The following is a 12,788-nucleotide window of genomic DNA, read 5'->3' as shown; positions in this document are numbered from 1 at the left end:
TTCTATGATTCCTTGTGGCAACCGGCTGCCATCCACGTTAACGAAACTGTGGTTAAGGCCCATAGCTTTGCGTATCATGGTTTCCCATGATTTGCCTTTATCACTGGGATATTGAGACTAGTACAATACTATACCTATCTCTATAATAGTACTTTTATGCTAGTAGTGTGAATAGGTATATATACCTATATCGGGATAATATGTCGAGAAAGATAGTTTGTCGCCGACTCTATACGGATAAACAAAAAAACCTCATGCCGCGGCAAAAGGTTTGAGAAGGGAATAATCAACTATTTCTTTTTATCAAAAAAAGCACCATACGGAGAAGACGAAGCACCATATCCTCCATACTGTTTATTAACAGCTTTACTAATTTTAATATTAGCTAGTTGGGATTCTAATTTTTTCATCTCCCGATCCATAATCGGGACTATCTTCTTATCAAATTCATAGGCAGGCTGAAGATAGGTTTGTTTTTGAGCTTCTGTTAAAGATACCCCTTCTGCAAACAGTCCTGATAACTGATCAATTATTACTTGTCTTTGATCCAAGAGCTCTATCCATTCCTCTGGTTCACTCTCTTCGTCTAGAACTCTCTCCTCCAAGGAAATAGTAAGCTTAAGTAAGTCGCTTAGCAAGGAATCCAGAGAAATAATATTCATTTATTCCTCTCCTTCTACACTCGTTGTTTGGACATAATCATAGCTTCCTTCCACGTATCACGAAACTGCGCGAATAAGTCTTCTATTTCGTCTAAAATAGACCCATCTTTATTGATGTTCGACTCAATCATTCGACGATTCATGTAATCATACATCATAAGAAGTTGTTCCGATATCGGGTAGGAACGATCTAACGTAATAACCAATTCACTGATAATATCCTGCACCCGAAGATTGAATTCGTTAGCTTTATCCAATTTTTTTTCTTGAAGAGCCAACTTTGTCTGTTTAATAAACTTAATTGCACCATTAAAGAGCAAAAGAGTTAGTTCTCCAGGAGTCGCTGTAGTCGCTTGATTGTTTTGATATTTCTGCGCTGCAGTAATCATGATTAATAGCTCCCTTTAATTCTTAGTTTGTTCAGCCAGATTGTTGTGCTAACCAACTGCTTTGGGAGTTAGCTTTACTCATCGCCGTTTCCATTGCACTAAACTGTTTCCAGTAGCGGTCTTCGATGTTTTTGAGGCGGGTTTCCCATTTATTTATGTCAATACCGATTCTTTTTAGATCTTTACCGATCGTACTGCTTTCTGAAAGAGAAACAGAGCTTCCTGCTTTTTCGGTGAGTTTACTCATGGAAGTATTAAGTTGATCATACAGCCGTTGCGCTAACCCGCTCTCATTAAATTTGGTAGTAGCATCTGTTGAACTACTAGATTTCGTGAACAAATCCATTACTTTGCTTCCATTTTGAGAAATTGCTTCACGTAGTTTGCTATCCGAAATATAGAGCTTTCCTTTTTCCGAATAAGTACCTGTTGTAATTCCAATTTCACTAAGAGTATCAAAATTAGAATCAACACCAGCAGCTGTTACTTTAGTCGAAAGAGCTTGGCGCATTTGAGATAGTGCACTATTGAGCATGGTATCTTGGCGCAACAAGCCACTCTTCGCCTTTGTCTCCCATTGTTCAATTTGCTTTTCAGATAACGATTCTTTTTCCTCATCTAATAGTGGCTTATAATCGAGGTATTTGGATTCACTTACTTTAACGTTAATCTTATCAATAATCTCGTTATATTTATCTACAAAGCCTTTAATGGAGTTGAAGACGGCATCCTCATCAGCTTTTACATTTACTGTGGTTGTTCCAACAGCTTTCATGTTAAATTCAACCCCGTCAAAAGTGAAAGTAGGACTACTGACGTTATAGGAAATACCATTAATTTTAACTGTTCCCGCAGTAGCGTCTTTTGAAAGTTGAGATCCAGAATCTGTAGTAAACGTCTCTGACGTACTATCAATCGTACCAACAGACAAGTTAAGTTTATTACTGGCTCCAAAGTCAGCACCGACGAGACCAATCGAAACAGCCGTACTTGCACCACTAGTCGTTGTTGTAATAGTAATGGATTTGTCATCTTGAAGATAACTAGCAGTAACTCCCGTTGTAGATGAAACATCATTAACTTTAGTTAGTACACTGCTAATTGTATCGGTGGCAGTGACATTAATGGTAGTCGTACCTATCTTAAAATCAAATGCCTCTCCAATCGCGGTAGACGAATCAGCTAAGCCGGCAGTGGTAAACTTCACAGACGCAGCCTTAGCCACTTGAGAGAGACTTGTTACCTCCACACTATATGTAGATAAGCTTGGAGTACCCTTTTGTATAGCAGAAACAATCGCGCCATTATCAGATGTTACAGCCTTTTTTAAGTAGGTACCTTGTAACTTAATGTCAGATGTCGTTTTCCTTAAATCTAGTAAAAGAGCGTTCATCTCTCTATACTGATCACGTCTCCACTCCTCCGATTGCTTTTTTTGGAGAAGTTTGTTTAAGGGAGCTTTCCTAGCGTTCATTAAACTCTTAACTATGGATTCTGTATCAAGCCCTGAAACTAAGCCACCCATACGAATGGAACTTACCATATTACTTCCACCTACCTCTTCTCATCTATTAGAAAACCGAGCTTGCTTTTCATTTCAGCAACCATATCTAACACTTTTCTAGAAGGGACTTCCCGTACAACTTCCTGTGTCTGGTCATCAACCACTTGAACATAGTATTCATTCAATCTATCATGTAGGACAAAGCTAAGATGTGTATTGCTAGATTGCATGAATTTATTTAGATCTCCAATTGATTTCTCTAACTCCAGTCTTGTATTTTCCTTAATTGGAATATTCTCTGCTTGTTCTGCTGGGACAATCACTTTGGTTTCCACAGGACCCCCTATCACCTTATCCGTCCTTAAAGATGAACGTTCAGGATATGATTGAGAGATACCGCTCACTGAATTAATAGAAGATATATGCATATACTCGCCTCCAGTTTATATCTATTACCAATACTATCGGATATTAATTGAATATATTTTAGGGTAATGGAGAAAAAAATTGATAATTTTAAAAAGTCTCTATGGTAAAATTCAGACGTTATCTGAGGAAGCGGTGGGGGTATAAAAAAGAGACCCTAGATAATGATAATCTAAGGTCTCTCTTTGTTTGACAAAAATTAACGAAGAAGTTGAAGTACGCCTTGTGGCTGCTGGTTTGCCTGAGCAAGCATCGCTTGCGCTGCTTGAGACAAAATAGAGTTTTTGGTTTGCAACATCATTTCCTTAGCCATGTCAACATCACGGATACGTGATTCAGCTGCAGTCAGGTTTTCTGAAGTTGCTCCTAGGTTATTAATGGTGTGTTCTAATCTATTTTGTTGTGCTCCAAGTGTTGACCTTGTGGTATTAATCGTATCGATAGCAGTTTCAATAGCTGCTGTTGCGGAAGCACTAGATAAAGTTAGAGCACCTTGAACAACCCCAACTGCAAACACATCTAGATCATTATCACTTACTACAATATTTTTTGTTGCTGAGAATACAGTTGCAGAGTTAAACTCGGTTGTAGTGATGTTTTTATCGATTTCTGCTCCAAGTTGCGTCATTTCAAGTTCAAGATTTGTTATATCTGATGCACTATTAGTTCCGTTTGCTTTTTGAACGGAAAGTTCTTTCATACGAACTAACATATCACTTACTTCGTTTAGCGCACCTTCTGCTGTTTGAATAAAAGAGATACCATCTTGTGAATTTCTTTGAGCTTGATCCAACCCGCGGATTTGTCCACGCATTTTTTCGGAAATGGATAGCCCTGCAGCATCATCTCCAGCACGATTAATTCGAAGACCAGAAGCCAGTTTCTCCATGTTCTTTCCTTGGTTTACTGTGTTCATTGACATCTGACGATGTGTGTTCAGTGCTGCGATGTTGTGATTAATTCTCATTGTTTTCTTCCTCCTTGAAGTTCATAACCCCACGTCCATGTGATGGTTGATTGTATTGAGAAGAGGTCAATTCAGGTCGGCCGCCCTTATCTCCCTCTCTCTAAATATATATATCGGAATGATCTTAAAGAAAGTTAATAGTATCTTGAATATTTTTCGTTCAAATATTACATTTTTTTTAAAAAGTTACTCAACTTATTTAGAGTAGCAGCCGGATTCGATGCTTCTTGATTGGATTCCTTGAGTGCAGCGTATATTTCTTTGCGCAAAATTTGTTGTTCCTTGGGCGCGACAACCCCAAGCTTGACTACATCTCCCTCTGTACTAAGTACAATGAGTTCTATTTGATCTCCGATCATTATGGATTCTCCAGGCTTTCTTGAAAGAACAAGCATCTCTTCACTCCCCTTCGTTCTTGTTAGATGCCACGATGAGATCGGATAACCGATGTTTCGTTCGGTATGCTGTATGGTTTAATATAATCTGCTTGGCCTGATTGCATTTGCGATTGATAATAATCGGTGCTAATAAGTTAATCGTCGTTTCTTGAATATGTTCACTTGTGGTAAGAATCGACCAAACTTCCACGTCTGATTCCGATTTAATCCCCAGCTCTATTTGATCAGCTTCTTCTATACGAAACTCATATTCCATGTGAACGTAGAACGGATTAATAATTACAAAATGCAATCTGCCTTCATCTATCGACTGTAAATAAGCAATTGGCTCTTCCTCGATTGATTCAATAACTAGATATCTTTGAAATGTTTCAAACCCTGGGATCCCTTGAGCAAACGTTATGACTTCCTCTTCTTCATAATTAATTTGTCCTAATGCTATCGTATCTAACAACATATTCCAGCATCCCTTCCGTCATTAATAAAAAAACGAGCTATAGTGCCGTAAGCAGCTATAGCTTCATTATTAAATGCTTTTAAATTTTTAAATCCATTTGCGGTGGTGTAATTTCTACCTTAGGGTATTGCAGCATATAGATTTCCAGCTTGCCGCGATGGTACTCTATTATGGGAGGATTAACTGTGACATTATGCTCCACCTTAGCTGGTTCGAATTGAACGTCAAGGTTACCAGCTTCATAACGTATATCTATATTATCCAATGAAGCTTCGCCGATATACATATACTTATAGAAATCAACGTCCTGTGTGCTTTCCGTAGCCAAGGCTGCAATCACATTCTCTCCCGTATGAATAGCAGCAAGCCGGTTGCCTTCTTCAACAATTTTCTCGATACCTTGAAGTGCAATATCCCGGCACCCCGAATAGATTCGATTCATCGCCTCGAGAGAAGGTCCTTGCCCTAAAGCATCATGCCACCTACTGTTGTCAATGGATAAAATGCCGGGATTAGCGTCAATTTCCAATTTAGCTGGAGTCGTAGCAAGCTCTTGTGTAGCTTTAGGCTGCTGGATGTCCAGCCGACCTGGATCAGCATCTATGCCAATTCGTCCATACTGTTGTGTTATTTGTATTTGCGGAAAAGAAACATTGCCCATTTAGCCTCCTCCTAACGAAGGAAATCAACAAGACTTGGACTAATTATTTTGGAACCCACCGATAAGGACGCCTGGTATACATTTTCATCCGTTTTAAGATTAGTAATGACTTCTGAAATATCAGCATCTTCTGTCTTTGATTGCAAAGATTGCAAATTTACACTTATGTCCTTTAACCGAGATTGGGCCAGCTCTATTCGGTTTGTTCTGGCTCCAACATCTGCCCTAGCTTCCAAAAATATATCATTTTGTGTATCAATCCGTCCAATAAGTGTGCCGACCTTACTCGTATCCCCTGCTCCAAGAGCGGAGACCAAATCTTTGAGCACTCTAAAAATATTGTCTTTCGTCCCAGGTACGTTGGGATCGTCCGGCTCTCCAAATACGCTATTACCAGGTTTGTTCGCAGCAATTCTCACACCGGTTCCAATTTCGAACTTAATTTCACCCTGATCGATTTTGTCTGTATCTGCAGTGGCTTCTGTATAGGGGGGCTTATCGGTCAGTTGACCATTAAACACATATTTCCCATTAAATTCGCTATTACCAATAGTAACCATTTGTGAGTATAGTTGCTGCATTTCGCTTTTAATCGAATCTAACGCCGCTTGCGGATTTGTACCGTTAGCTCCTTGTACCGCTAACTCTCGAGCACGCTGAATCACGGTGTTAGCTTGTCCAAGTGCCGTATCTGTGTAATCAAGCCATGAAATCGCTGCATCAACATTACTTTCATACTGTTCAGTAGCAGCTACCTCGCTCCGATAACGAAGGGAAAAACTAATTCCTACCGGATCATCCGATGGTTTATTAATTTTGCGTCCTGTTGATAGTTCATTTTGGTGGTGATTAATACGCGTTAGGTTTGTATTAATGTTTCTTAACAGCTGATTATTGAGCATTCCTTGCGTTACTCTTGTCGCCATGTTATTGTCCCCACTTCATTGTAATGAAGCTATCTATAGCCTAACGTCCAACTACGCCCATGCTATTAATAACTTTGTCCAGCGTTTCATCGAAAGTAGTCATTACACGAGCCGCAGCATTATAGGCATGTTGAAATTTAATCATGTTGGACATCTCTTCGTCTAACGAGACACCGCTTACCGATTGCCTTCTTGAATCGACCTGATCTACAAGGATTTGTTGATTTGTCGCTTGCCGAATAGCCTCTTGACTTTGTACACCAAGCTCCCCAACAATGGATCTAAAAAACTCGTCAAAGGTTCCGTCTGTTAAAATGGGTCTTCCTGTAGCCGAAGGATCAAAATTTGCTTTTTTATTGCGGACGCTTGCAAGCAAAAGTGCCATATCATTGTTCCCCTTCACTACCTTCTCGACCCCATCGGTATCGGTATAGGTTCTAGATGAGGATGAGATATTAGAAACATCCTTAACAATATCGGGATTTATCGTTATGCTACTTGCATCGAAATCGGTAGTGCCTGGTTTAGTGGTGAAGAATGGAGTGCCCGTTTTAAGGGGACTTGATGATGCATATCCCAATTGATGAAGCCCATTGAAGCCTTTTACGATCACGTTCGTATTTGCTCCAAGCGTCCTCTGAGCGATCGTGCCATTGAACACTTGCTGAGTTGTTGTACCATCCGCGTTGGCGATGATTAGCGTTGTTCCTGCTGGCACAACCATGCCCTCCGGAAGCGTAGTCTTCATATCCCCTTGAACAAGCGTCTTAATCATGCTATCTACCTGGAATTGGTAATTGGATATATTATAATCACGCGACTGAATCAAACCGTACACTTCGCCACTGTTCAAATCGGTTCCAGCAGCTGCCTCTAACGATGCTCTGGTAAATATGGTATTTACAGAATTACCTGTAACAAGTTGGGTATTCCCCATTCTGACATTATAACCCGATGCATCTTCCGTGTGAGTGATATTAATAATTTTGGAGATATCATCCATTAATAAGTCGCGTTGATCTCTGAGGTCGTTAGCGTTATCCCCAAGTCCTTCAATACGATAGATTTCTTCATTCAAGTGGGAGACTTGCGATAGGTATTGATTTGCTTGCCTTACCTTCACCTCAATGTTTTCCGTTAAATCACCAGACAGATCGCTTAATTGACGTGATGTTTGATTGAATGCATCTGTCATCGCTAGAGCCCGCTCTTTTACCAATACACGAGCTGTTGTGTTCTCAGGTGATTTACTCAATTCTTGCCAGGCATTCCAGAAACCTTCAATCGTCTGGCGGATACCCGTATCCGAAGGCTCATTAATAATAGCCTCCAATTTATCTAATGTATCCTTACGGATCGTCCAATCCCCTAAATTCTTATTTTCATTCTGAAACTGGCTGTCGAGGAATTTCTCACGAACCCGCGTAATACTATCAAATTCAACACCTTGACCCATCTGCCCCGGAACATTACTTCGCTGTAGCCCCGGATACTCGATTGGAGTGGATGCCACCATATTGACAACCTGTCTTGAATACCCTTTCGTATTCGCATTTGCGATATTATGACCTGTAGTCGTCAATGCTGCTTGTTGCGTAAACAAAGCACGCCTGGAAATTTCTAGTCCACTGAAGGTTGAACGCATATACGTTATCTCCTTTCATACTATAAGTATTTAAGCCTTTGTATCGAAAACCCCTAACCTTTTCGGTCCGTTAGCTTGTTGGTGTGGGTTCTGGTATACGACATCATCCTCAGGTGCTCCCAACACTAGATCAATTGAATAATTAATAAAAGAAAGTGATTGCTCTATCAATTGCTGATTGATAATGTTGCATTCCTTTAACTCTTTAATCGTTGTTAGCAATAGTTGTTGGGCTTGCGAAAGAGCTTGTTTTTCTTGTGCATTGAAAATTACTTTTATCAGATCATTCACTGTTATTTTAGGATTTGGATTATACCCTCTAGAGATCAAGTAAGAGCCGATGATTTGAATCCGTTGCTGATTCGCTTCTGCTATCGCTCTTACCCACTTGTTCTCTCGATTTACAATCATATTCAGTTGATCGATATCATTACTAACAAGAACCTGCGTTTTCCCCTTGGCAAGTTCAAGTAGTGCTTCATGCGCTTCCTGAAGCTTATCCATCGTTTCCAACAAAGGCTGTATCGACATGATCGTCACCTGCTTCTATCTGTTGTATACACTATTTTCTTACTTCAAATAAGGAAGGATTTTCTCAGCTAATTTACCTGCGTCCACACGGTAAGTCCCTGCTGCGACAGACGACTTTAATTCCTCAATACGAAGCGTTTGTTCTTCCGTTCGGGCACTTCCCGAAGCTCCTAGAAGTTCCTTTGCCTCAGCAGAAATTTCGACTTGATCCTTAGGCTTACCTTTCTTGCCGGCAGCATGAGCGAAAGTGGCGTCGCCTGCTTTTTTATAAGGATTTACTGCACCGATCCGTTGATTGTCATTAATTTTCATACGATAACACTCCTATTGCTGAGACATATAAAATAAAAAGCCGATAATCTTTACCACTATTATCGGCATCTTACCTATGAAACTTTATATCTCTATAGTCCTATTTAGAGAATAGTTAATGTCTATCATTCAAACGATCTTTGATTTTAAAACTAACTTGACTTTCCTTTGCTACTTTTTCCGTTTTACGCCGCTCATCCTCTGCATTATTCCTTACATCCTTCACAAGCTTGCTGCGGCAAGCTTCACAAATCGTGTTCTCACGAATCAGCGTTCCGCATACTTCACACGGAAAGGACATATTCGGCGCATGCATAATAGAGATTCGGCCATCACGAATAAATTTAGTGATCTGTTTAACCGCTACCCCTGTTGCCTCACTTAAATCATTTATGGTGGTACCTTTGTTTTCACGCAGGTATTTCAAGCATTTCTCATACTGCTGCTCCAAATCCTTCACACAATTCGGGCAAACCTCGTTAAAGCCTTTAACGAATATTTTCCCGCAGCGCGGACAATTAGCTACATTCATGCCCATTGTATAGCCCCCTCCTATTATTCCCATTACCCAATTATTAATTCCAGTTTACAGCAATTCGACAGCGTTTGCATAATAATATTTTTGACAGTTGTTATGACAATTCCTGCTACCGAGCCCACGTTAGACCGAATACTTCGGCAGATATGTACTCCCTGAGAACCTTGGCACATTGATTCATAGTGCTTCCAGTCGTATAAACATCATCCACGATATAAATAACAAACGAAGTAGCCGAAGATTCTCCCAGATAATCATGAATCGATTCATTCAATTCAAAAACATGCTCCAAATCATCCAGCCGTTCATTTCTCTTCTTGAAGCTTTGTTTATCAGTGTGCTTGGAACGCTTAAGAAGGGGTATGACAGGAATCCCTAATCTTTGACCTAACTCATTAGCCATTTGCTCCGCTTGATTAAAACCACGCTCCATCATTCTGCGCTCGCTCACTGGCACGAAAGTGATAAACTCCTTCACAAAATCGGATTCTGTGGGAAAAGTATCTCTATCCTTATGTAATAAGTGATACGAATGTACAAGCATTTGCCCGAGGACTGTCTTCAAACGCTCATCTCCACGATACTTATATCGCGCCAATAATTCCTTCATCGTCTCATCATATCTGACAGCGCTGCGGCTTCTTATAAAATAGGAATGCGGCCTTCGTTGACAGTCTGAGCAAAACTCCCCTCGTCCACAAGTTGGACAAAGCGCTTCTCGAATCCAAGGAATTCGTGTGTAACACGAATGGCAAAGTCCTAATTCATCAACATGGAGAGTGCTATTCTGTTTGCAAAGTAAACATTCTTTTTTCAGCGGACTAAGCAGCGAAGCTACCGAACCCATCACTTTTTTAATCAAAATCCTCAAATCTAATTGCTGATAGCTCATTCATTTCCCCCTTAATAAATAGCCCTGTTTACGCGCGATGCGATTCATCTGCTTAATTTGTCGAATGGCCTCCTTTTGAGATTGCGTGATTTCTTTTGCTGCAAAGTAGACCTTCCCTGCCGGATCGTCCTGCGACCTGCCTGCACGCCCAGCCATCTGAACAAGCGCTGCTTCATCAAATAGTTGCGAATCTGCATCCATAATGAACACATCCGACTTTGGCACCGTGACTCCTCGCTCCAAAATCGTTGTTGTGACCAGCACACGGATTTCTCTGTTTCGAAAAAGCTGGACCTTTTCAGTTCTAGCAAGATCTTTTGACGAGGTTCCTTCGATACACAAAATGGCTACACTCATGCCATGGCTTAATTTAGCCCTTAGGAGATTAACCATTGGCTCGACCAATTGAATGTTGGGGACAAAAACAAACACCTGTGCACCTCGTTCTACCGAGGCCACCAACTTTTTAAATAATGGAACCGGCATTGCTTTTGACTGTACCACTCTCTTCAGAGTTGGGACCGAAACCAACTGAGGGACTGGCAATGGGTGTCTATGATAGCGTACAGGAACCCGAACGTGCGGTAATCGCCCCCGCTTTGCAGCTTGCCTTGCAGCTCTCGGCGGTGTGGCCGAAAGCAAAATATTTGTTCCGCTTGGCTTGCAGACTTTAGCCGCTGCATAAGCAAGCATGGGATTGTTATGGTAGGGAAAAGCGTCAATCTCATCGATAATGACAAGATCAAAAGCCTCATGAAAGCGCAGCAGCTGATGCGTTGTCGCGATTGTAATCTGCCCTTGCTCCCAGCGCTGATCGCTTCCACCATACAGCGTCACTACGCTGTAATTGGTAAATGCGCGACCTATTCGCGGTTGCAGCTCTAACACCACGTCTTTACGTGGTGTCGCGATAAGCACACGCCCTCCTCTCGCAACGGTATGATGGATCAACGGAAAGATCATCTCTGTCTTCCCCGCGCCTGTAACTGCCCAGATCAAGAACCTTCGCGGGAATTGGTGGTTCACTTTTGCTTTTGCTTTTACTTCTGTATCAGCTCCCGCTCTTTCGCTGCCTTTCCTCGCTCTGCTCCCTGGCCAACCTACTCTTTTATAACCAGTCCGTTTCTCTCTAGAGTCCTCAACAGCAACACCACTTATATAGCGCAGCCCCTCCAACGAAGCCCGAGCCTGGGCCTCACTGAGCCCCCAAGGCTCAATATAAGCGCGAAGATGCTCCTCTTGTTCTTCCCTCTCTCGATCTTCCACGCCTCTTTGCCCTAACTGAGACCCCATTGTGTTTAACCCAGAAGGCGCAACCTCCCTCGAGCGCCCAATAACAAGCAAAGAACAAAACCGAGCCCTCCCCATGGTCAGGCACTCCTCACAATAAGGACAGGCTTGTCCGCAATGCAAGCAATCCGACCAAAACATGCGCTCCGCACCACTTCCACACCGCTTACAGGTGTAGCTCGTCGTTTTTCTAAATCCTCGACGCCAGCCCCAGCGCTCGGTCACTTCCAGCCCATTCGCTATCTCAATATCACCGTTGAGATGAGCAAGCTGCAGATAGGATAACCACGCATCTCCTGACCCTAAATCTACCCCAATCGCCAACAACAATTGTTGAAATTCCTCTACAAGCAGTGACCGACCGCTGCAAGCTTCCACAATAATGGCATATACATACGCATCCAACGTGTTACTTGGGTACTTCCCTTGCTTCCACACCTCATATATAATCTTTTGCATACGAAGATCTTCACCAATAGGGATATTGTATTCATGGACAAGCTTCCGAAGCCGCTCCAGCACTCTCTCGTCATGCGATTCAAACTCCAACCGATCATCCGCATTCAGCCTCTGAAGTATCCGCACACCCTGCCCTAACGAAATAAAAGGTTCGAACATTACGAGGCCGGCGTCGGCTGCGTATTGCTCGAACCAATATTGGATGTCCGTCTGTGAGTGAATCGTTATTCGCCACTCCCACTCTTTTCCCAAACAAACTGCGTAAAGTTGAACCTTCATTCCTCACCTTACTCTCTTTGTAACCTAAGTACTTGAAGCCGTTGCCTTCAACCGACATGGATCTTCACTAGATCCTCCCTGCTGCTTAGATGAACGACAGTCACGGGTTCACTATCGTGTTGACGTAAATAGTGGTCAACCGCGTCATAATCCGTCAGATACCGAAGCTCTAGCAAATGGCTATGGGATAAGCGCTCAATGATTTTCCTCGTATCGTCAGACGATCCTTCATCGAATATCGTTGCTTTCACTTCGTTGCCCTTAAATCGCGAGAAGAAAAACAAGGAGCGAATATACCATTCAATTTGGTTTTGATTATTTTTGGTGACGAGTAGCACATTAGCCGTTTTCTTGCTTCCACCTCTGCGAGTTCCGAGCAATAAATGGAGCACAGCAATGCTGATTCCGTAGCAACCTAAGATCCAAAGCAATCCAATCCACATAGCGGGTCC

At 41.9% G+C, this 12,788-nt stretch carries 16 protein-coding genes and 1 riboswitch; all 16 genes read right to left on the bottom strand.

Annotated elements, in window-relative coordinates; all coding sequences use genetic code 11:
* Positions 1-13: 13 nt before the first annotated feature.
* A riboswitch (cyclic di-GMP riboswitch) is annotated at positions 14-106 on the bottom strand.
* Positions 107-290: 184 nt separating this feature from the next.
* On the bottom strand, positions 291-662 hold the full coding sequence (gene fliT, locus QFZ78_RS23590; protein ID WP_307551167.1) for a flagellar protein FliT: 372 nt from the start codon (positions 660-662) through the stop codon (positions 291-293).
* Positions 663-676: 14 nt separating this feature from the next.
* On the bottom strand, positions 677-1,051 hold the full coding sequence (gene fliS, locus QFZ78_RS23585) for a flagellar export chaperone FliS (protein WP_373461063.1): 375 nt from the start codon (positions 1,049-1,051) through the stop codon (positions 677-679).
* 31 nt (positions 1,052-1,082) lie between these two features.
* The gene (gene fliD / locus QFZ78_RS23580; RefSeq protein WP_307551166.1) at positions 1,083-2,594 is read right to left on the bottom strand and encodes a flagellar filament capping protein FliD; all 1,512 of its coding nucleotides are present in this window, start codon (positions 2,592-2,594) and stop codon (positions 1,083-1,085) included.
* An 11-nt stretch (positions 2,595-2,605) separates the two neighbouring features.
* Positions 2,606-2,890 carry a flagellar protein FlaG gene (locus QFZ78_RS23575; RefSeq protein ID WP_307551164.1) on the bottom strand — a complete coding sequence of 95 codons (285 nt, stop codon included), beginning with the start codon at positions 2,888-2,890 and terminating at the stop codon, positions 2,606-2,608.
* A gap of 290 nt (positions 2,891-3,180) precedes the next feature.
* Entirely contained in the window at positions 3,181-3,948 is a 768-nt protein-coding gene (locus QFZ78_RS23570; protein ID WP_307551162.1) for a flagellin N-terminal helical domain-containing protein, read from the bottom strand.
* 167 nt (positions 3,949-4,115) lie between these two features.
* On the bottom strand, positions 4,116-4,343 hold the full coding sequence (gene csrA, locus QFZ78_RS23565; protein ID WP_307551160.1) for a carbon storage regulator CsrA: 228 nt from the start codon (positions 4,341-4,343) through the stop codon (positions 4,116-4,118).
* 4 nt (positions 4,344-4,347) lie between these two features.
* Positions 4,348-4,803, bottom strand: a complete 456-nt coding sequence (fliW, locus tag QFZ78_RS23560; protein ID WP_307551158.1) for a flagellar assembly protein FliW — start codon at positions 4,801-4,803, stop codon at positions 4,348-4,350.
* A gap of 79 nt (positions 4,804-4,882) precedes the next feature.
* The gene (locus QFZ78_RS23555) at positions 4,883-5,464 is read right to left on the bottom strand and encodes a DUF6470 family protein (RefSeq protein ID WP_307551156.1); all 582 of its coding nucleotides are present in this window, start codon (positions 5,462-5,464) and stop codon (positions 4,883-4,885) included.
* A gap of 11 nt (positions 5,465-5,475) precedes the next feature.
* Complete coding sequence (gene flgL / locus QFZ78_RS23550; RefSeq protein ID WP_307551155.1) at positions 5,476-6,390, bottom strand: flagellar hook-associated protein FlgL; 915 nt, start codon at positions 6,388-6,390, stop codon at positions 5,476-5,478.
* Between the two features lie 40 nt (positions 6,391-6,430).
* Positions 6,431-8,035, bottom strand: a complete 1,605-nt coding sequence (flgK, locus tag QFZ78_RS23545) for a flagellar hook-associated protein FlgK (RefSeq protein WP_307551153.1) — start codon at positions 8,033-8,035, stop codon at positions 6,431-6,433.
* Positions 8,036-8,065: 30 nt separating this feature from the next.
* Positions 8,066-8,566, bottom strand: coding sequence for a flagellar protein FlgN (locus QFZ78_RS23540; RefSeq protein ID WP_307551151.1), 501 nt, complete (start codon positions 8,564-8,566; stop codon positions 8,066-8,068).
* A gap of 39 nt (positions 8,567-8,605) precedes the next feature.
* The gene (gene flgM, locus QFZ78_RS23535) at positions 8,606-8,878 is read right to left on the bottom strand and encodes a flagellar biosynthesis anti-sigma factor FlgM (RefSeq protein ID WP_307551149.1); all 273 of its coding nucleotides are present in this window, start codon (positions 8,876-8,878) and stop codon (positions 8,606-8,608) included.
* Positions 8,879-8,993: 115 nt separating this feature from the next.
* Positions 8,994-9,416 (bottom strand): TIGR03826 family flagellar region protein, encoded by a 423-nt coding sequence (locus tag QFZ78_RS23530; RefSeq protein WP_307551147.1) that lies wholly within the window; start codon positions 9,414-9,416, stop codon positions 8,994-8,996.
* A 109-nt stretch (positions 9,417-9,525) separates the two neighbouring features.
* Positions 9,526-10,308 carry a ComFC family protein gene (locus QFZ78_RS23525; RefSeq protein ID WP_307551145.1) on the bottom strand — a complete coding sequence of 261 codons (783 nt, stop codon included), beginning with the start codon at positions 10,306-10,308 and terminating at the stop codon, positions 9,526-9,528.
* Positions 10,309-12,336: an ATP-dependent helicase ComFA gene (locus QFZ78_RS23520; protein WP_307551143.1), complete on the bottom strand. Its 2,028-nt coding sequence runs from the start codon at positions 12,334-12,336 to the stop codon at positions 10,309-10,311.
* Between the two features lie 47 nt (positions 12,337-12,383).
* Complete coding sequence (locus tag QFZ78_RS23515) at positions 12,384-12,779, bottom strand: hypothetical protein (RefSeq protein WP_307551141.1); 396 nt, start codon at positions 12,777-12,779, stop codon at positions 12,384-12,386.
* Positions 12,780-12,788 lie beyond the last annotated feature (9 nt).

Origin of the sequence: Paenibacillus sp. V4I5 (genome assembly GCF_030817255.1) — a bacterium.
GTDB lineage: Bacteria > Bacillota > Bacilli > Paenibacillales > NBRC-103111 > Paenibacillus_E.
The sequence above is the reverse complement of the archived record's forward strand: the minus strand, read 5'-3'. Positions and strand labels throughout refer to the sequence as shown.